19 protein-coding genes are annotated in these 19,411 nt (G+C 64.6%); 14 read left to right on the top strand and 5 right to left on the bottom strand.

Going from position 1 to position 19,411, the window contains the following annotated elements:
* The 8 genes from G6N55_RS20450 to G6N55_RS20485 are packed head-to-tail and all read left to right on the top strand — an operon-like array spanning position 1 to position 8,762.
* Positions 1-1,203, top strand: coding sequence for an MCE family protein (locus tag G6N55_RS20450; protein ID WP_085223441.1), 1,203 nt, complete (start codon positions 1-3; stop codon positions 1,201-1,203).
* Positions 1,203-2,255 (top strand): MCE family protein, encoded by a 1,053-nt coding sequence (locus G6N55_RS20455; protein WP_085223443.1) that lies wholly within the window; start codon positions 1,203-1,205, stop codon positions 2,253-2,255. The genes G6N55_RS20450 and G6N55_RS20455 overlap by 1 nt, the downstream gene beginning before the upstream one ends.
* A complete protein-coding gene (locus G6N55_RS20460; RefSeq protein ID WP_085223445.1) occupies positions 2,245-3,309 on the top strand; it encodes a virulence factor Mce family protein in 1,065 nt (354 codons plus the stop codon). Before G6N55_RS20455 ends, G6N55_RS20460 begins: the two co-directional genes overlap by 11 nt.
* Positions 3,306-4,730 carry a virulence factor Mce family protein gene (locus tag G6N55_RS20465; protein ID WP_085223447.1) on the top strand — a complete coding sequence of 475 codons (1,425 nt, stop codon included), beginning with the start codon at positions 3,306-3,308 and terminating at the stop codon, positions 4,728-4,730. Before G6N55_RS20460 ends, G6N55_RS20465 begins: the two co-directional genes overlap by 4 nt.
* Positions 4,727-5,881, top strand: coding sequence for a virulence factor Mce family protein (locus G6N55_RS20470; protein ID WP_085223449.1), 1,155 nt, complete (start codon positions 4,727-4,729; stop codon positions 5,879-5,881). Before G6N55_RS20465 ends, G6N55_RS20470 begins: the two co-directional genes overlap by 4 nt.
* Before the next feature lie 9 nt (positions 5,882-5,890).
* Complete coding sequence (locus G6N55_RS20475; RefSeq protein WP_085223451.1) at positions 5,891-7,567, top strand: virulence factor Mce family protein; 1,677 nt, start codon at positions 5,891-5,893, stop codon at positions 7,565-7,567.
* Entirely contained in the window at positions 7,567-8,277 is a 711-nt protein-coding gene (locus G6N55_RS20480; protein WP_085223454.1) for a mammalian cell entry protein, read from the top strand. Before G6N55_RS20475 ends, G6N55_RS20480 begins: the two co-directional genes overlap by 1 nt.
* Positions 8,277-8,762: a mammalian cell entry protein gene (locus G6N55_RS20485; RefSeq protein ID WP_085223456.1), complete on the top strand. Its 486-nt coding sequence runs from the start codon at positions 8,277-8,279 to the stop codon at positions 8,760-8,762. The genes G6N55_RS20480 and G6N55_RS20485 overlap by 1 nt, the downstream gene beginning before the upstream one ends.
* A gap of 3 nt (positions 8,763-8,765) precedes the next feature.
* Here the strand turns inward: G6N55_RS20485 and G6N55_RS20490 are convergent, their stop codons facing one another.
* The 3 genes from G6N55_RS20490 to G6N55_RS20500 all read right to left on the bottom strand — a co-directional run bounded on the left by G6N55_RS20490 (position 8,766) and on the right by G6N55_RS20500 (position 11,072).
* Positions 8,766-9,338, bottom strand: a complete 573-nt coding sequence (locus G6N55_RS20490; RefSeq protein WP_276072710.1) for a hypothetical protein — start codon at positions 9,336-9,338, stop codon at positions 8,766-8,768.
* Positions 9,339-9,425: 87 nt separating this feature from the next.
* Positions 9,426-10,907 (bottom strand): alpha,alpha-trehalose-phosphate synthase (UDP-forming), encoded by a 1,482-nt coding sequence (locus tag G6N55_RS20495; RefSeq protein WP_085223460.1) that lies wholly within the window; start codon positions 10,905-10,907, stop codon positions 9,426-9,428.
* On the bottom strand, positions 10,908-11,072 hold the full coding sequence (locus tag G6N55_RS20500; protein WP_090607062.1) for a hypothetical protein: 165 nt from the start codon (positions 11,070-11,072) through the stop codon (positions 10,908-10,910).
* A gap of 581 nt (positions 11,073-11,653) precedes the next feature.
* Here G6N55_RS20500 and G6N55_RS30190 point away from each other — a divergent pair.
* The 4 genes from G6N55_RS30190 (at position 11,654) to G6N55_RS20520 (ending at position 15,418) form a co-directional block, all read left to right on the top strand.
* Positions 11,654-12,607, top strand: a complete 954-nt coding sequence (locus G6N55_RS30190; RefSeq protein WP_085223462.1) for a DivIVA domain-containing protein — start codon at positions 11,654-11,656, stop codon at positions 12,605-12,607.
* A gap of 109 nt (positions 12,608-12,716) precedes the next feature.
* Positions 12,717-13,655 (top strand): enoyl-CoA hydratase, encoded by a 939-nt coding sequence (locus G6N55_RS20510; RefSeq protein ID WP_085223464.1) that lies wholly within the window; start codon positions 12,717-12,719, stop codon positions 13,653-13,655.
* Positions 13,656-13,784: 129 nt separating this feature from the next.
* Positions 13,785-14,630 carry an SDR family oxidoreductase gene (locus G6N55_RS20515; RefSeq protein ID WP_085223466.1) on the top strand — a complete coding sequence of 282 codons (846 nt, stop codon included), beginning with the start codon at positions 13,785-13,787 and terminating at the stop codon, positions 14,628-14,630.
* Positions 14,627-15,418: an SDR family NAD(P)-dependent oxidoreductase gene (locus G6N55_RS20520; protein WP_085223468.1), complete on the top strand. Its 792-nt coding sequence runs from the start codon at positions 14,627-14,629 to the stop codon at positions 15,416-15,418. The genes G6N55_RS20515 and G6N55_RS20520 overlap by 4 nt, the downstream gene beginning before the upstream one ends.
* Before the next feature lie 6 nt (positions 15,419-15,424).
* Here the strand turns inward: G6N55_RS20520 and G6N55_RS20525 are convergent, their stop codons facing one another.
* Complete coding sequence (locus G6N55_RS20525) at positions 15,425-16,999, bottom strand: LCP family protein (RefSeq protein WP_085223470.1); 1,575 nt, start codon at positions 16,997-16,999, stop codon at positions 15,425-15,427.
* 266 nt (positions 17,000-17,265) lie between these two features.
* On the opposite strand from G6N55_RS20525, the gene G6N55_RS20530 reads away from it, so the two are divergent.
* Positions 17,266-17,904 (top strand): hypothetical protein, encoded by a 639-nt coding sequence (locus G6N55_RS20530; protein ID WP_085223472.1) that lies wholly within the window; start codon positions 17,266-17,268, stop codon positions 17,902-17,904.
* Between the two features lie 24 nt (positions 17,905-17,928).
* On the opposite strand, the gene G6N55_RS20535 is transcribed toward G6N55_RS20530, so the two are convergent.
* Positions 17,929-18,135, bottom strand: a complete 207-nt coding sequence (locus G6N55_RS20535; RefSeq protein ID WP_276072712.1) for a hypothetical protein — start codon at positions 18,133-18,135, stop codon at positions 17,929-17,931.
* Between the two features lie 121 nt (positions 18,136-18,256).
* Between G6N55_RS20535 and G6N55_RS20540 the strand changes: the two genes are divergently transcribed.
* The gene (locus G6N55_RS20540; RefSeq protein WP_085223475.1) at positions 18,257-19,408 is read left to right on the top strand and encodes a TDT family transporter; all 1,152 of its coding nucleotides are present in this window, start codon (positions 18,257-18,259) and stop codon (positions 19,406-19,408) included.
* Positions 19,409-19,411: the final 3 nt, after the last annotated feature.

Raw genomic sequence — 19,411 nt, forward strand, 5'->3', positions numbered from 1 at the left:
ATGGCAGACACCGGATCGCGACGCACAACTGTTCGGCTGGCAGCGGCGCTGCTGGCCAGTTTGTTGGTGGCGTTTTCGGTGCTGACTTACCTCTCCTACACGGCGGCTTTCGCCTCCGTTGACACGGTCACCGTCGCGGCCCCACGGGCCGGGCTGGTGATGGACAAGGGTGCCAAGGTCAAGTACCGCGGTATCCAGATCGGCAAGGTCACCGACATCAACTACGGCGGCGACCAGGCACGCCTGACGCTGGCCATCAACAGCGACGACATGCATTACATCCCGTCCAACGCGGCGGTACATATCGCGGGCAACACGATTTTCGGCGCCAAGTCGGTGGAATTCATTCCGCCCCAGGCACCTTCGCCGACGTCGCTGCGCCCCAACGCGCACGTCGAGGCCTCCGCGGTGCAGCTGGAAGTCAACACGTTGTTTCAGTCGCTGATGGATCTGTTGCACAAGGTCGACCCGGTCGAGCTGAACGGAACGCTGAGCGCCTTCGCCGAAGGCCTGCGTGGTCATGGCGACGACCTGGGCGCGTTGCTCTCGGGGCTGAATACCCTGACGCAACAAACGAATCCGAAGCTGCCCCCGCTGCAGGAAGACTTCCGTAAGGCCGCGGTCGTCACCAACATCTATGCCGACGCCGCCCCGGACCTGAACACGATCTTCGACAACCTGCCGACTATCAACAAGACCGTCGTCGACCAGCAGAAAAACCTCAACGACACGCTGCTGGCCACGATCGGCCTGTCCAACAACGCCTATGAGACCTTGGCGCCGGCCGAGCAGGACCTCATCGACGCCATCAACCGGCTGCGGGCACCCCTCAAGGTGGCTTCCGACTACTCGCCCGAATTCGGTTGCCTCTTCGCCGGTATCGAGCGCGGCATCAAGGAGTTCGCTCCGTTGCTCGGTGTCCGCAAGGCCGGCCTGTTCACGTCGTCGAGCTTTGTGCTGGGCGCGCCGGCGTACACCTTCCCGGAATCACTGCCGATCGTCAACGCCTCCGGCGGCCCGAACTGCCGTGGCTTGCCGGACATTCCGACCAAGCAGACCGGCGGGTCGTTCTACCGGGCGCCGTTCCTGGTCACCGACAACGCCAACATCCCGTACGAGCCGTTCACCGAACTACAGGTCGACGCACCCTCGACGCTGCAGTTCCTGTTCCACGGCTCCTTCGCGGAACGGGACGACTTCTGATGGCGAGCTCGGAAATGCCGTCGCACCGGTCGATGGTGATCAAGGTCAGCATCTTCACGGTCGCGATGTTGCTGGTGGCCGCGGGCCTGGTGGTGGTCTTCGGCGACTTCCGGTTTGGCGACGAAAACACTTATCACGCAACGTTTATCGATGCATCTAAGTTGAAAGCTGGCCAAAAGGTCCGCATTTCGGGTGTGCCGGTCGGTTCGGTGAACGGCCTCAAACTCAACCCGGACAACACCATCGACGTGGCATTCGGAATCGACAGCCGCTACACGCTGTACTCATCGACACGCGCGGTGATCCGCTACGAAAACCTGGTTGGCGACCGGTTCCTCGAGATCACATCGGGCCCGGGGGAGTTGCGCAAGCTGGCACCGGGCGGGACGATCAACGCCCAACACACCCAGCCCGCACTGGATTTGGATGCGCTGCTGGGTGGACTCAAGCCGGTGCTCAAGGGGTTGGACGCCGACAAGGTCAACACGATCAGCGGCGCCGTCATCGAGTTGTTGCAGGGCCAGGGTGGAGCGTTGTCGAACGTGCTGGCCGACACCAGCGCTTTTTCGACGGCGCTGGGCCAGCGCGACCAGCTCATCGGTGACACGATCACCAACCTGAACACGGTGCTGGGCACCATCGATCAAAAGAGCGCACAATTCTCGGCCAGCGTGGACCAGCTGCAGCAATTGATCAGCGGGCTGGCCAAGAACAAGGACTCGATCGCGGGAGCCATTCCGCCGTTGGCGTCGACAACGACGGATCTCACTGAACTGCTGAAGAATTCGCGTCGGCCGCTGCAAGGCATCCTGGAAAACACCCGGCCGTTGGCCACCGAGATCGACAACCGCAAGGCCGAGGTGGACAACGACGTCGAGCAACTGGGCGAGGACTACCTGCGCCTGGCCGCACTCGGCGCCTACGGGTCGTTCTTCAACATCTACTTCTGCTCCGTGACCATCAAGATCAACGGCCCGGCCGGCAGCGACATCCTGCTGCCCCTCGGTGGTCAGGTGGATCCCAGCCAGGGGAGGTGCGCTTTTGTCAAGTAACCCAAAGCGCGAACGTGATCCGTTGCGCACCGGGATCTTCGGCGTGGTGCTGGTCGTCTGCGTCGTCCTGCTCGCGTTCGGCTACGCCAATTTGCCGTTCTACCCGCAGGGCCGGGTGTACGACGCGTACTTCAGCGACGCCGGCGGGATCTCGCCCGGCAACTCCGTTTACGTGTCGGGATTCAAGGTCGGCAAGGTGCAGGACGTCAGTCTGGCCGGCGACAGCGCGAAGGTGACGTTCTCGGTGGATCGGCACGTCGCGGTTGGTGACCAGTCGCTGGCCGCGATCCGCACCGACACCATCCTTGGTGAGCGCTCGATCGCGGTGACACCCGCCGGTCATGGCAAGGCAACCACTATTCCGCGGAGCCGCACGACCACGCCGTACACGCTGGCCGGCGCGCTGGAGGATTTGGGGCAGAACGCGAACAACCTGGACAAGCCGCAGTTCGAACAGGCGTTGAACGTGCTCACCGACACGCTGCGCGGCGCCACGCCGGAACTGCGCGGCGCGCTGGACGGGGTGACAACACTGTCGCGCACCCTGAATCGGCGTGACGAGGCGCTGCAAAGCCTGCTGGCCCATGCGAAGTCGGTGACCGGTGTGTTGTCGCAACGCGCCGATCAGGTCAACAAGTTGGTCAATGACGGTAACGAGCTGTTCGCCGCGCTCGACGAGCGCCGTGCCGCGCTGGGCCAATTGATCTCGGGCATCAGCGGTTTGTCGGCACAGCTCTCCGGCTTCGTCGCCGATAACCGCAAGGAATTCGGCCCGGCACTGAGCAAGCTCAACGATGTGCTGAGCAATCTGAACGAGCGCCGCGACTACATCACCGAGGCCCTGAAACGACTGCCCACCTATGCGACAGAGCTCGGCGAGGTGGTTGGTTCCGGACCGGGGTTCAACGTCAACGTGTACGGCGTGATTCCGGCACCGCTGCTCGCGGCGATGTTCGACTTCTTCTATCAGCCGGGCAAGCTGCCCGCCAGCCTCTCCGACTACCTGCGCGGGTTGATCCAGGAACGCTGGATTATCCGGCCGAAGTCGCCATGATCCAGCGAATCGCCGGCAGCCGCGGGCTGCGCTACACCACCATCATCGCGCTGGTCGCGGTGCTGGTGGGTGGCGTGTATGTGCTTTCTACGAAAGCAAATAACCGCACCATCGTCGGCTACTTCACGTCCGCGGTCGGGTTGTATCCCGGCGATCAGGTTCGCGTCCTCGGCGTCCCGATCGGCACGATCGACTCGATCGAACCACGGCCGTCCGACGTCAAGATCACCATGACGATCCCCAAGGACGTGAAGATCCCGAAGGACGCCAGGGCGGTCGTCATGTCACCGAACCTGGTGGCGGCGCGGTTCATTCAGCTCGCCCCGGCGTACACCGGCGGGGCGGTGCTGCCCGATGGCGGCAGCATTGACCTCAACCGCACCGCGGTCCCGGTGGAATGGGACGAGGTAAAGGAAGCGCTGACCCAACTGGCCGTCTCGCTGGGGCCGACGGGCGGGTCGGTGCAGGGGCCGTTGGGCGCGGCGATCAACCAGGCCGCGGACACGTTCGACGGCAAAGGCCAATCGTTCCACAGCGCGCTGCAAGAGCTTTCACAAGTTGCTGGGCGACTGGGGGATTCGCGCGGCGACATCTTCGGCACGGTGAAGAACCTGCAGGTTCTTGTCAACGCGTTGTCGGCGAGTAACGAGCAGATCGTGCAGTTCGCCGGCAGCGTCGCCTCGGTGTCGCAGGTCCTCGCCGACAGCTCGCGCCACCTGGACAACACCTTGGGCACGCTCAATCAGGCGCTGTCCGACGTCCGCGGTTTCCTGCACGAGAACAACTCGACGCTGATCGATACGGTCAACCAGCTCAACGACTTCAGCAAGACATTGAGCGACCAGAGCGAGAACATCGAACAGGTGCTGCACGTCGCGGGCCCCGGTATCGCCAACTTCTACAACATCTATGACCCGGCGCAAGGGACACTGAACGGTCTGCTGTCCATCCCCGAGTTCGCCAACCCGGTGCAGTTCATCTGCGGCGGTTCCTTCGAAACCGCCGGCGGGCCACGGGCACCCGACTACTACCGGCGCGCGGAGCTGTGTCGCGAGCGGCTGGGTCCGGTGCTGCGCCGGCTGGCGGTGAACTACCCGCCGGTCATGTTCCACCCGCTCAACACGATCACGGCGTACAAGGGCCAGATCATTTACGACACCCCGGAGACCAAAGCCAAGGCACAGACCCCGATCCCGGAGCTGACCTGGATACCGGCCCAGGGTGTCCCGCCGCCGGCCGTCCAGAACCCGGCCGATCTGCAGGCACTGCTGGTACCGACGGCACCGCAGGCCGGACCGCCGCCGGGGGCTAGCCCAGCGCCTGCCCCGGGACCCGCTCCCGGATCCGCGTTCGGCCCCCTTCCGGGTCCTGCGCAGGGACCTTCCGCGGGACTGCAAAACGGCCAGGGGGCCGGCGGATGAGACGAATCTTGTTGCGCAGCGGCGCATTAGCCTCGGGCACCGTGTTACTGGCCGGTTGCCAATTCGGTGGCCTGAATTCCCTGTCAATGCCGGGCACCGCCGGTCACGGCAGTGGCGCGTACTCGATCACAGTCGAAATGCCCGACGTCGCTACGTTGCCGCAGAACTCGCCGGTGATGGTCGACGATGTCACCGTCGGCAGTGTGGCCGGTATCGCTGCCGAGCAGCGTGCCGACGGATCCTTCTATGCTGCAGTCAAATTGGCGCTAGACAAGAATGTCGTGCTGCCGGCTAACGCGACCGCAACGGTCGCCCAGACGTCCTTGCTGGGTTCGCTGCACATCGACCTGGCCGCGCCGAAGGGCAAGCCGGCCACGGGCAGGCTCGTTGATGGTTCCAAGATCTCGGAGGCCAACACCGGCCGCTTCCCCACCACCGAAGAAGTGTTCTCGGCGCTCGGCGTCGTGGTCAACAAGGGCAATCTCGGTGCGCTGGAAGAGATCACCGACGAGACCTACCAGGCCGTGGCGGGCCGGCAGGACCAGTTCTCGGGCTTGATCCCCAGGCTGGCGGAATTGACGTCGGGACTCAACCGCCAGGTCGGCGACATCATCGATGCGATCGACGGCCTGAACCGCTTCTCCGCCAACCTGGCGCATGACAAGGACAATCTGAGCCGGGCGCTGGATACCCTGCCCGAAGCGCTCAAGGTGCTCAACAAGAACCGGGAACACATTGTCGAGGCGTTCTCCGCGCTGAAAAAGCTGGCGACGGTCACTTCGCATGTGCTGTCGAAGACGAAGGCGGACTTCGCCGAAGACCTCAAAGGGCTGTATTCGGTGGTGAAGGCGCTCAACGACAACCGGAAGAATTTCGTCACGTCGCTGCAGTTGTTGCTGACGTTCCCGTTCCCCAACTTCGGTATCAAGCAGGCGGTGCGCGGCGACTACCTCAACGTGTTCACGACCTTCGACCTCACCTTGCGCCGGCTCGGTGAAACGTTCTTCACCACGTCATATGCACTTGATCCGAACATGATGCACATGTCCGAGGTCCTCAACCCGCCCGACTTCTTGACCGGCGAAATGGCAAACCTGTCCGGACAGGCGGCCGACCCGTTCAAGATTCCGCCCGGCACGGCAGCGCAGTAGGGGCGGGAAATGATAGACAAACTCACCAGAATTCAGCTCTGGATATTCGCCGTGATCACCGCGATCACGCTGACCATCATGGCGATCTTCTACCTGCGGCTGCCCGCGACGTTCGGCATCGGAACCTACCTGACCAGTGCCGACTTCGTGGCGGGCGGTGGCCTGTACAAGAATGCCAACGTCACCTACCGAGGCGTCGCGGTCGGCCGGGTGGAGTCGGTGGGGTTGAATCCCAATGGAGTCACCGCCGAGATGCGGCTGAACAGCGGCACCTCCATTCCGTCCAACGTCACCGCCACCGTGAAGAGTGTGTCGGCCGTCGGCGAGCAATACATCGACCTGGTTCCGCCGAAGGATCCGGCATCGACCATGCTGCACAACGGATCTCGCATCGAGCGGGCCAACACCCGGATCGGTCAAGACGTCTCGGATCTGTTGAAGCGGGCCGAGACACTGGTCAACAGCCTTGGCGACACCAAGTTGCGCGAGCTGCTGCACGAGACGTTCCAGGCGGCCAACGGTTCGGGCCCGGAGCTGGCCAGGCTGTTTGAATCGGCCCGGTTGCTGGTGGACGAGGCCAACGCCAACTACCCGCAGGTCTCGCAGCTGATCGATCAGGCAGGCCCGTTCCTGCAATCCCAGATTCGGGCCGGCGCTGACATCAAGTCTCTCGCTGATGGATTGGCGCGGTTCACCTCCGAGGTGCAACACGCCGACCCCCAGCTTCGTTCGACGCTGGCGACTGCACCGGACGCCATCGACGAGGCCAACACCGCATTCAGTGGTATCCGCCCGAGTTTCCCGGCGCTGGCGGCCAGCCTGGCCAACCTGGGCCGGGTGGGCGTCATCTATCACAAGTCGATCGAGCAACTGCTGGTTGTCTTGCCCGCGCTGTTCGCCGCGATCACTACGGCAGCCGGCGGTACCCCTCAGGACGAAGGCGCCAAGCTGGACTTCAAGCTCGACCTCAACGACCCGCCGCCGTGCGCCGTCGGCTTCCTGCCGCCGCCGTTGATGCGAACGCCCGCAGACGAGACGGTGCGCGAGCTCCCCAGAGACATGTACTGCAAGGTCGCTCAGAACGATCCCAGTACCGTGCGCGGCGCACGCAACTATCCCTGCCAGGAGTTCCCCGGTAAACGGGCACCGACGATTCAGCTGTGCCGCGACCCGAAGGGCTACGTGCCGGTGGGGCGTAACCCGTGGCGCGGTCCGCCGGTCCCGTACAACACGCCCCAGACCAATGGGCTGAACACGTTGCCGCCCAACAAGTTCCCCTACATTCCGCCGGAAGCGGAACCGGATCCCGGTGTTCCGATCGTCGGACCACCCCCGCCCGGTGTGGTGCCGGGGCCGGGGCCGCTGCCCAACCACCAGCCCGCTTACGCCCCGCCGCCACCTAACGACAGCGGGCCACCGCCGGGCAACCCGTCGTGGATGCCGCCGGGCGTGCCGCCGGTGCCGCCGCAGATCCCGTATCCGAAGTGGCTGCCGCCACCGCCGGCGGGCGGTGCGCCGGCGCCGGGCCCGCCGCCGCAATCCAGTGGTCCCGCCTACACCACCTACGATGAAAGCACCGGCGCATTCCGGGACCCGGCAGGAGGCACTGGTATCTTCGCGGCCGGCGCGAATACGTCCAGCGCCGAGAATTGGGTGGACCTGATGCTTGATCCAAGGCCGATGTAGTGGCCTCTGCAGTCAATGGCGAACAATCCAGGGCACCGCGTGTCCGTCGCCGGGCATCGCGGGCCGCCGGCCCGCCGAAGAGTGAGTCGAGCGCGGTCGGCGAGATTGCGCTCGAGGCACCGGCAGAGCCCAAGAAGCAACCGGCCAAACGCGTCAAGACCCTCAAGTCGATCAAGCCGCCACCACGGCGCCGGCCGAATGGGCGCATGGTTGGCTGGATTTCGTTCGCCGCCGCGCTGGTAGCGATCGCCGCGCTGGCCGGCTGCCTGACCGCCTTGATCGTTTCCCAGCGGCACGCCGAGGCGGAGCAGGCTCGCAACCAGCTCTTCGTCGACACCGCGACTCAGACGGTGCAAAACATGTTCAGTTACAAGCAGGACAACATCGACGACAGCGTGAACCGGTTTTACAACGGCACCAGCGGACCGCTGCGCGGCATGCTCGGCGCCAACAACAACATCGAAAACCTCAAGGCCCTGTTCCGCTCCACCAACGCGACATCCGAGGCAGTGATCAACGGCGCGGCTCTGGAAGGCATTGACAAGGTTACGGATAACGCCTCGGTGCTGGTGTCGGTACGCGTTACGGTGGCCGACATCGATGGTGTCCACAAGCCGTCTCAGCCGTACCGGCTGCGGGTCATCGTGCACGAGGACGAGCAGGGACACATGACGGGTTACGACCTGAAATACCCCGACGGAGGCAACTGATGCGGCGGTGGCTGGTCGTCGTCGCGGGATACCTTGCGGTGGTAGCCGTTGTCGGGTTGTCCGCGGCGGCCGGCTGGTTCTACTGGGAGCGGGTCGAGATCCGCGGCGAGCAGACGGCACGGGCGGTGCTACCGCAGCTGGCCGCCAAAGAGGTACCCGCGGTTTTCGCCTACGACTACCAGACCGTCGAACGTAGCCTCGCCGACGCGTATCCGATGCTGACGCCCGACTATCGCCAGGAATTTCAGAAGAGCGCGAATGCGCAGATCATTCCCGAGGCGAAGAAGCGCGAGGTGGTCGTCCAGGCCAATGTCGTTGGCGTTGGCGTTATGTCGGCCAAGCGCGACTCGGCGTCGGTGATGGTGTACATGAACCGGACGGTGACCGACAAGTCGCGGCAGCCGCTTTACGACGGCAGCCGATTGCGGGTGGACTTCAAAAGGATCGGCAACAAATGGCTGATCAACTACATCACGCCGATCTAGGCGTCAGTAGCAGATCGCAATGTTGTTGCACTGCAAGGGATAACGCTGGACCGGACTGGGTGGCGGCCCGACCATCTGCAGCGAGAACGGCGCCTTTTTCATCGCCGGTTCCATCCCGCAGACGGCGCCGTGCATCGTGGTGTGGGTGCCGCTCATCGATTCGTCACTGAACGCGAAGGTCTCGGTGGATGGCGCGGTACCGCCGCCCGGACATGAGACCCCGTCCGCCTTCTGAACCTTCAAAGTCCACAGCATGCTGGACATCCGGGCCCGTCCACTGAAGTTCTGCAGCTTGTCGGCGGCCGAGATCTGTTCGGGCGTCGAGCTCACGATGTTCAGCGCACACTGCATCGCGAACACGATCGGGTCGGAATAGTCGTTCATGTTCCGGGTTCCCGACGGCTGATCGCACAGTGCCGAGATCGTCCAGGTTGCTCCGGAAACACCCGCCTCGTTGTAGGCGTAGGTGCCGTCGGCCGGTGGACCGAGTGCGCGCGCCGGGTTGTCCGACTCCATCGCGATTCCGATTGCGACAGCTGAGAAGACGCCGGCTCCTGCGGCCAGCGCGCGGCGCATGTTCACAGTGCCCTCCGTTGCGGTCTTCCCTTTACGCTGCCTCGAGTATCACAGCGTTTCGGCGCCAACACCATGGGTCGGCCGCCGCTATTTCGCGCCCGGCGGATGCGCCTCGGCGAGCGCATCGAGGAATGACCGCGCCCAACGGTCCACGTCATGAGCAAGCACTTGGCGCCGCAGCGCCCGCATCCGGCGACGACCCTCCTCGGCCGGTTGGTTGAGCGCGGCCCCGATCTTGTCCTTGACGCCCTCCAGGTCGTGCGGGTTGACCAGGTATGCCTGCCGTAATTCGGTTGCGGCGCCGGTGAACTCGGACAGCACCAGCGCGCCGCCCAGATCGCTGCGGCACGCGACGTACTCCTTGGCCACCAGATTCATGCCGTCGCGCAGCGGGGTGACCAGCATGACATCGCTGGCCACGAAGAACGCGATGAGTTCGTCGCGGGGAACCGAGCGATGGATGTAATGCACCACCGGGTGGCCGACTTCGGCGTATTCGCCGTTGATGTGGCCGACCTGGCGCTCGATATCGTTGCGCAGCAGCTGATAGCTCTCGACCCGTTCCCGGCTGGGGGTGGCCAGCTGGACGAACACCGTGTCGTCGCGTTTGATGCGTCCCTCGGCGAGCAGCTCCGAAAAGGCCTTCAAACGAACGTCGATGCCCTTGGTGTAGTCGAGCCGGTCGACGCCGAGCAGGATCTTGCGTGGGTTGCCCAGCTCGGCGCGGATCTCTTTGGCGTGGCGCCGGATGTCTCGGTGCTTGGCCACCCGGTCGAGCGCGCCGGAGTCGATCGAGATGGGAAAGGCGCCCACTCGCACGGTGCGGGATTCCAGTTGCACCTCGCCGAACCGCGAGCGCACGCCGACGGCTCCGCGGGAGGTGTTGGCGCCCACCAGTTGCCGGGAGAGGAACAGAAAATTCTGTGCGCCACCGACCAGATGGAATCCGACCAGGTCGGCGCCGAGCAAGCCTTCGATGATCTCGGTGCGCCACGGCATCTGCATGAACAGCTCGACGGGCGGGAACGGGATGTGCAGGAAGAAGCCGATGGTGAGGTCCGGTCGCAGCGTGCGCAGCATCTTGGGGACCAGCTGCAATTGGTAGTCCTGTACCCACACCGTCGCGCCCTCGGCGGCGGCGCGGGAGGTGGCTTCGGCGAAGCGTTGGTTGACCTCGACGTAGCGATCCCACCACTCGCGGTGGTAGATCGGCTTGACGATGACGTCGTGGTACAGCGGCCACAGCGTCGCGTTCGAGAACCCCTCGTAGTACTGGGCGACGTCATCGGCGCTCAGGCGTACCGGGTAGAGCTGCAGTTCGTCTTCGGCGACGGGCTCGTCGTCGACGTCGACTTCCTCGTCGACAACCCCGGGCCAGCCGACCCACGCCCCGCTGCGCTTGCGCAGCAGCGGCTCCAGGGCCGTCACCAACCCCCCGGGGCTGCGCTTCCAGATCGTGGCGCCGCCGGGAAGCCGTTCCAAATCGACCGGTAGCCGATTGGCGACCACCACAAAGTCGGAATTCCCGAAGTGTGCGGTCTTCGAGCTCCGGCCTCCCCGGGAAGCCATTTATGCGTCGAGTTTCGCCGGTCCAATACCGAGCATGGACAGGAAGACGCGGCACTCGTCAGCGTCGTTCGCGTATGCGGCGACGACCCGCCTGGCCTGGTTAGCGGTGCTGTCGGCCAGCGGCTCGACATCGCCAATTTCGCCAGGATCAGATTTCGTAGGCATGGCATAACTCTATGCGACGCCGAAATTCGCCCGCAGCCGGCGATGTCCGGCGCGCGTTCGGGTCGGCCGCAGGCCCGGCTTGCGGGCCCCACGCACCTGGCCGAAACCCGTGTGCAGTCATTCGTTCATGTAAAAAGCCGGAATTGTTAACAAATGCAGACTCTCCCCCGGGTGATGCGGTCGCCGGCATCGCGCTCGGCAGCCGGGCAAAGTGCTGGATTTAAATCTGAAGAACGCATTCAGTGGTGAATGCGCGGGACGTCCTGGCGAACGTTTGTGGTGGCCCCGGCGGCGGGGGCCCGGCGGGGTCCCGGCCCGTCCCAATTGACGCCCGGGTAACTCCCTCTGGGCGGGTCAACGCCACGGTGATCATGGTTGTGACGTGGAAAGACGCCGTCACGCCATGGTGGCGAGGGGTCGCTTCGCGGTAGCCTGCCGAGGGCCGCACCTGTCTGTCTACTGACTGATGTCCAGTTGTTCAAAGGCAAACCAGGATGTCATCGCGACAAAGGCATTATCCTAAGCCGCAGTGCGCCGTGTTTTGGCGTTGCGCGTACGTCTAGGACTTCGGGAGAAGAACAATGGCTCTCACGCCGGCCGATGTTCACAATGTCGCGTTCTCCAGGGCGCGCATTGGTAAACGTGGCTACAGCGAGCAAGAAGTCGACCTGTTCATCGACCTGGTTGAGCAAGAGCTGATTCGCCACATCGAAGAGGACGCCGAGCTCCGTCACCGCAACGCCGAGCTACGCAACCGGGATGGTGGGCTCAAGAAGCGGGAAGCCGAGCTCGCCCAGCGCGAAGCCGCCCTGCACGAGCACGAAAGCGAAATACGCAGACACGAAGTGGAAATTCGCAAGCACGAAGACCAGATTCGCCACCAGGAGGCCCAGCTCGCCCACCGCGGAACGCCGCTTCCGCAACAGGTCGCCCAGCTTCGCCATCGGGAAGCCCAGGTCGCCCAGCGCGAGGCCCAGTTCGCCCAGCACGAAGCCCAGCTCGCCCGGCGGGAGTCCGAGCTGCGCCGCCGGGAAGCCGAGCTCAACCAGTGGGAGTCCGAACTTCGCCAGCAGGAAGCCGAGCTCGAGCAGCACGAAGCCCAGCTGGCGGGGCGGGAATCGGAGATCGAACACCACGAAGCCGAACTGCACCACCTGTTGGAGCAGCCACATGCGGTGGCCTCCGGCGCGGAGGCCGCGACCGGCCAGATGGCGCGACAGCAATTGCGGGCGGTGCCGCCGCCGGTCGCGGTCAATGGGACAGCGCGCCTCGAGGAAACCCGGGCGGTCGCCGCGGTGCACGGACGCCATGACATGGAACGGATGGCGATCCGGGCGGTCACCGACACGCTCGGCAATACGCTGACCGAGACGGTGCACGAGCGGACCCGACGCAGCGAGGGCACCCCGGCCGTGGCCTCCGAGCAGTCCACCGAACTCGATCGATTGAAGGAAGAGAACGCGGAACTGGCCCGCTCGCTGGGCTTGCTCAAATCCGCCGCCGCCCTCCTCGCGGCCGCACTCGACCGGCCATAGCGCGGCCGGCCGCGGCTCGGCTGCCGGCGACCAACCCAACTCCGAGCTGCTTACACACTCGCCGTAATGTGTAAACAAGGCGTATTCAACGACGAACGAGGTGGGCCGAATGACAGTCTCCGAGCAAGCCGACGCCGCGGCGGCCAACAACGCCGGCGCTAACGAGCTGGTGGCCTACGAGACCCTCGACGAGGGTCGTATCGCGCGGATTTGGCTGAACCGGCCCGAGGCCCACAATGCGCAGAGCCGCGGGCTGCTGGTTCAGCTCGACGAGGCATTCGGCCGCGCAGAGGCCGACGACACCGTGCGCGTGGTGATCCTGGCGGCGCGCGGCAGGAACTTCTCCGCCGGCCACGACCTTGGCTCCGAGCAGGCACTGGCCGAGCGCGCACCCGGGCCGGGGCAGCACCCGACCTTCCGTTCGCACGGCGCGACCTACGAGCCGATCATGGAGAAGCTTTACCACCAGGAATGGCACTTCTTCTTCGAAAACACTTGCCGCTGGCGCGATCTGCGAAAGATCACGATCGCCCAGGTACAGGGCAACGCGATCTCGGCGGGCCTGATGCTGATCTGGGCATGCGATCTGATCGTCGCCGCCGACAACGCGAAGTTCAGCGACGTGGTCGCGGTCCGGCTCGGAATGCCAGGCGTCGAATACTACGCTCACCCTTGGGAATTCGGGCCACGTAAGGCCAAAGAGCTGCTTCTCACCGGTGATTCGATCGACGCTGACGAGGCACATCGGCTGGGTATGGTTTCCAAAGTCTTTCCCGTCGACGAATTAGAGGAAAAGACGCTGGAATTCGCGCGGCGCGTGGCTGAGCGGCCCACGATGGCGTCACTGTTGATCAAGGATTCGGTGAACGCCGCATCCGACGCGATGGGTTACACCGAGGCGCTGCGGCACGCATTCCACGTCCACCTGCTGGGGCACGCACACTGGGCGGCGTTCAACGAGAACAGGTGGCCGGTTGGCCAGCCGCCGCACGTCGAGGACTGGCGTGACGCGAAGCCGACGAAGGTCGCCCGCCGCGATACGCCGTAGCACTATCTGCGGAGCGACGGTCGATCGCGCACATCGGTGTCCCGCCTAACGAGACCCGGGGTAGCGATATTCGGGGCGGGTGCTGCATGCTTCTATAGCTAGAACCTGTTCCAGTTTGAAAGGGCCCTCGTGCAGCTATCTTTCGAAGACCGGACTTATTTGATCACCGGCGGCGGCAGTGGCATCGGTAAAGGCGTGGCCGCCGGGTTGGTCGCGGCCGGCGCCTCGGTCATGATCGTCGGCCGCAATGCCGATCGCTTGGCGGGCGCCGTCGAGGAGATCCAGCCCCTGGCCGCGAACGGCGGCGCGATCCGCTACGAGCCCACCGACGTCACCAACGAGGACGAGGTGTCGCGCGCGGTCGACGCCGTAACGGCGTGGCACGGCAAGCTCGATGGCGCGGTGCACTGCGCGGGCGGCTCGCTGACCGTCGGGCCGATCACCCACACCGACTCGGAGGCATGGCGAAACACCGTCGACCTCAACGTCAACGGCACCATGTACGTGCTCAAGCACGTCGGACGTGAATTGGTGCGCGGCGGCGGCGGATCGTTCATCGGGATCTCGTCGATCGCGGCCAGCAACACCCACCGGTGGTTCGGTCCCTACGGCGTCACCAAGTCGGCGATCGATCACATGATGATGTTGGCCGCCGATGAACTCGGGCCGTCGTGGGTGCGGGTCAACAGCATCCGTCCGGGTCTGATTCGCACCGATCTGGTGGACGCCGCGGTGATTCAGTCGCCGGAGATCAGTGGCGATTACGCGCTGTGCACGCCGCTGCCCCGAGCGGGGGAGGTGGAGGACGTCGCCAACCTGGCCATGTTCCTGCTGAGCGACGCGGCCGCCTGGATCACCGGACAGTGCATCAACGTCGACGGCGGTCACATCTTGCGCCGCGGCCCGGACTACTCCTCGATGATGGTGCAGATGTTCGGCGAGGACGCGCTGCGCGGAGTGGTCGCGAAATCATGAATCGCCTTGACGGACAGCGGATCCTGGTAACCGGCGCCGCCTCGGGGATCGGCCAGGCCACCGCGTTGCGGTTGCTGAGCGAGGGCGCCAACGTCGTGGCCGCCGACATCTCGGCCGACGGTCTGACCAACACCAAGGCCGGCGCCGACCAGGCCGGGACGGCCGATCGCCTGACCACCACGCCGATCGACGTCGGCAACGAGGATTCGGTGATCGACGGCGTGTGCTTGGCGGTCGAGAAGCTGGGTGGCCTGGATTCCGTGGTCAATGCGGCCGGCATCCTGCGCTCCTGGCACACCCACCAGACCACGCTCGACCAGTGGAATCAGATCATCAACGTCAACCTGACCGGCACCTTCCTGGTGGTCCGCGAAGCGCTGCCCTCGCTACTGGCGAATTCGCGCAGCGCGATCGTGAACTTCAGCTCCACCTCGGCGTCGTTCGCCCACCCGTATATGGCGGCCTACGCCGCGAGCAAGGGCGGAATCCAGGCCTTCACGCATTCCCTGGCGCTGGAATATGCGAAGGACGGTCTGCGCGCGGCGTGCGTCGCGCCGGGCAGCATCAAGTCCGGGATCACCGATGCCACCGGCGGATACATCCCGAAGGACGCGGATTGGTCGCTGTTTCCCCGGCTGATGCCGATCCTGCCGACCACGACGGAATCCAGCGGCGCGGGGATGGCCGGACCCGAAGCGGTCGCCGGCGTGATCGCCATGCTGGTGTCCGACGACGGGGCCTGGATCACCGGCACCGAGATCCGGATGGACGGCGGCACGCACGCCTGAGAGTGGTTAGTTGACGCAGGGCACGCCGCCACCGTCGATCGGTTTGCCCTGATCGGGTGTCGGGTAAGTGCTGGTCCCGTAGCCGTAATTCCAGCTGCTCTTGCTCGACGTCGTGGTGGTTGACGACGAAGACGTCGAGTAATCGTCCATGGATGCGTCGATCGTCGGCATCGAGAAGTTGGTGTCGACGGTCACCCGGATGTGCCCGGGCTGCAAAGTGGAATCGGGTTGTTTGGGTGTGTCCAGGCCGAGCAGGCCGGCGATGTTCTGGGCGTCGGACTCTGCGCCCGCGCCGTACTGGATGGTAGAGGAGTTCGGATCAAACCAGGTGCGGTCGCGCGCTTGCACCGAGGTGTAGCCGTACTTTTTCAGCGCGTGCGACACCTGGCTGGCCAGGCCGCTGATGCTGCCGACGTTGACCACGTCGACGGCGGTGGACGGATTGGGTTTGGCGGCCGTCGTCGGCGACGAGCTCGTCGAGGTGTCAGCGCCGATCGCCGACGCGACCTCGGCCTTGATGGCTGCCGGGTCGACGATGTTGACGTCCTGGCCGCCGATGTTGTCGTAGCGGACCACCGGCAGCGTCCGGAATTCGACCTGATTCGCGGCGGCGCTGCCGGCGATCTCACCCATGCGGCGGAACATGTTCTCGTCCCAACCCGACGACAGCACAACGTCTTTGCGTGCCACGGCCATCAGGCTCTTCATCTTGTCCAGGTCGGTGAAGGTGCCCGAATCCTGCAGCTCTCGCATGACGGACGAGATGAAGGCTTGCTGGCGGTGGGTACGGTCGAGGTCGCCGTTGTCCAGGCCATGACGTTGGCGGACGAAGGCCAGTGCCTCGGAGGCATCCAAGCGCTGCGGCCCGGCGGGGAAATCGGCGCCGGAGTAGGAGTCGGAGACGGCGTGGTTGAGGCAGACGTTCACCCCGCCCAGGCTTTGGGCCAGATCGTAGAAACCGGCCAGGTTGACCTCGGCGAAATAGTCGATCGGAACACCGGTCAGGCTGCGCACCGCGCGCAAGGTCGCTGCCCGGGCGGCTTCCCGGCCCTTCGTCTCCAGCTCTTTCTGGCTGCTCACACCCTGGTTGGCCAGCTTCTGGGCGACGTACTGCTTGGTGAGGCCGTACGCCTCTTTGATCTTGATGTGGTTGTACCCCGGTACGCCGTTGAACGGCACCCAGTCGTCGCGGGGGATCGAGAACGCGACCACTTTGTTGTCGGAGCTGACGTGCACGAGTATCAGCGTGTTCGTGTTGTAGCCGCCGTCATCGGAGTCGCCGGCGTGCAGCTGTTTCAGGATCGAATTGGGAAGGTCGTTCCCGTCCTGGTCCTTTCGCGAGTCCAGCCCGATCAGCAGGATGTTCATGTTGTCGCCGCTGGATCGCGGATCGTCGGGGCTCAGGGCTTGCGAGACGGTGATGCCGCCCAGCGCCCCGTGCGCGACGTAGTAGCCCGCGCCGGTCATCAACACCGCCGCGGTGGATACCAGCGTCATGAACGCCCGCGTCACGCCCCTGCGCAGAGGCGACGGTTGGCGAACCGCTCGATGGCGGCGATGGGCGCCGCCGGAGCGTGCCATCAGAAACCTTGACCCTTCATCCGCGCACCACTGCACGCCGCGTCAGCGGTTTGCGGTGATCGGGCGAAAAGCATGAGGTCAAGTATGCGGTAGCTTGCTGTGAAGCCTCCAATCAAGGCCGCCGCGAACGGCTTACTGTGGCCCTTCTCACGCCGGGGAATCGCCCGAATCGCGGCCCACAATCTTCCCGCTACCTGCATGTTTTGGCTAAAATGCCTCGGGTTTGGGGTCCGCGAGCGTCGCGGGCCGGTCTCAGGAGGAAAAGCATGGCCGACGAGATCGATGCCGACTCGTCACCGGACGTTGACACTGCCGGTCCGCAGCCTTCTGAGCACGGCTTACGGCGGGTTTGGCAGCAGATCCCACCGGGTTTACGCACGGTCATACCCCTGGTTTTGCTGGTGGCCGTCGTGATCGTCGGTTTCTACAACTGGGTGCGGCCTTCGCAAAACGATTGGTCGCGTCTGCCGGACCGACTTATTTGCCAGATGCAGTCGCTGACCAGACCGCCGCCCGCGTTCGTCGTGGACTCGGTCGGTGTCACCCACCCCCGGGCCAATGTGCTGCAGCTGGTGGTGCACTTCGCCCAACCGTTGCCGGCGGCGCCGGGCTACCAAGTGACCTACCGTCTCGTCAACAACGGCACCGCGTTCGCCGTGCTGACCCAGCGGCCGGGCAGCGACGACTTGGCGATCCGCGACACCCGACCCAACGGTGCCGATATCCGGACGGATGCCGGCACGCACGCCAGGCGGACGGCGCCCGACACCGTCGAGATGGCATTGAATCTACCGAATTTCGGTATCGAGAAGGAGTTCGTGAACCCGGCGCTCACGGTTTCATCTCAGCTCGACGCGCCGCCCGAAGAACGGGTGGCTTACGCGTTTCAGGTTTGCCACGGATAAACGAAAGCTGTTGTGGCACAACGGCTAGTGCACGGCTTCGCGGTCCTCGCCCGAATGGTAGAAGATCCGGATATTCGATCCGGTGACGATTTCCGCGAGATAGACGCCGAGCGGTTCAACCTCGTAGTAATAGTGAACGTAGCCATGCTTATCCAACGTCGTCGCACACGTGAGGCCCGGTGCGCCGCATCGCTGTTTGGTCGGAAGCGCCAGCACACCGATTGCCAGCATGATGATGATCGCGACCAAGACTGGGGCTTTGTTCACGGTGTGCCTCGTTTGCCCGGAGTACGTCACCGATGGAGTGTAAACGCACCATTGCGCAATCCCAGGGAAGTAGGGTCTGTCAGCTATGACGCGTGCAACCTCCGACAACCCTTCGCCGTCACATACGCGGGTCGAGGTGCTGGGCAATATCGGGCCCAATTGGTTTGCCTCGGTAATGGGAACGGGAATCGTTGCTATCGGCGGTGCGACGCTGCCGTTCCATATCGTGGGGCTGCGCGCGTTCGCGGAAGTCGTGTGGGTGATCGCCGCCGCGTTGCTTGCCCTGCTGATCGTCTTGGTCGGCGGTCACTGGTTGCTGCACCCGACGGTGGCGCGCGGGCATGCCCGCAATCCGCAGATGGCCCATTTCTACGGCGCCGCGCCGATGGCGCTGATGACGGTCGGCGGGGGAGCGATCGTGGTCGGCAGGGACTTGATCGGCGCCCGCATCGCCGTCGACCTGGACTGGGTGCTGTGGACCGCGGGAACCCTCGGCGGGCTGTTCACCGCTGTCAGCATTCCGTTTCTGATGTTCACCCAGCACGACGTCGAACCCGACGCGGCCTTCGGCGGCTGGTTGATGCCCGTGGTTCCGCCGATGGTGACCGCGGCGATGGGCGCGATGCTGTTGCCGCACATCGCCGCGGGGACCGGTCGTCAGACCATGCTCTATTTCTGTTACGCGATGTTCGGGCTGTCGTTGCTCGCCTCGTTGAACATCATCGCGATGATCTGGAGCCGGCTGGTGCTGTACGGCACCTCGGGCACCGCGCGGGTGCCGACGCTGTGGATTGTGTTGGGTCCGCTTGGCCAATCCATTACGGCCGCAGGTCTTCTCGGAACGGCCGCGTTGCACGGTTCCATCGATCACGACCTGGCCGAGAACCTGAATGCGTTCGCGATTCTGTATGGAGTTCCGGTGTGGGGCTTCGCGGTGTTGTGGATCGCGCTGGCCACCTCGCTCACCGTGCGTACGTTGCGGCGCGGGATGCCGTTCGCGCTGACGTGGTGGAGCCTGACGTTCCCGGTCGGCACCTTCGTGACCGGGACTTCGCAGCTTGCCGCGCACACACATCTGCCCGCCTTCAAGGTGGCCGCCGCCATCGCCTACGCCGGTCTGCTGTTCACCTGGTTGTTGGTGACCATCCGCACCACGCGGGGCAGCCTGCGCGGCAACCTGCTCAAGCTGCCGCCGAGTACCGCACCGATCAAGGCCCACAAGGAGCAGGTGTCCTGAGGA

It is taken from the genome of Mycobacterium florentinum (genome assembly GCF_010730355.1).
Lineage (GTDB): Bacteria > Actinomycetota > Actinomycetes > Mycobacteriales > Mycobacteriaceae > Mycobacterium > Mycobacterium florentinum.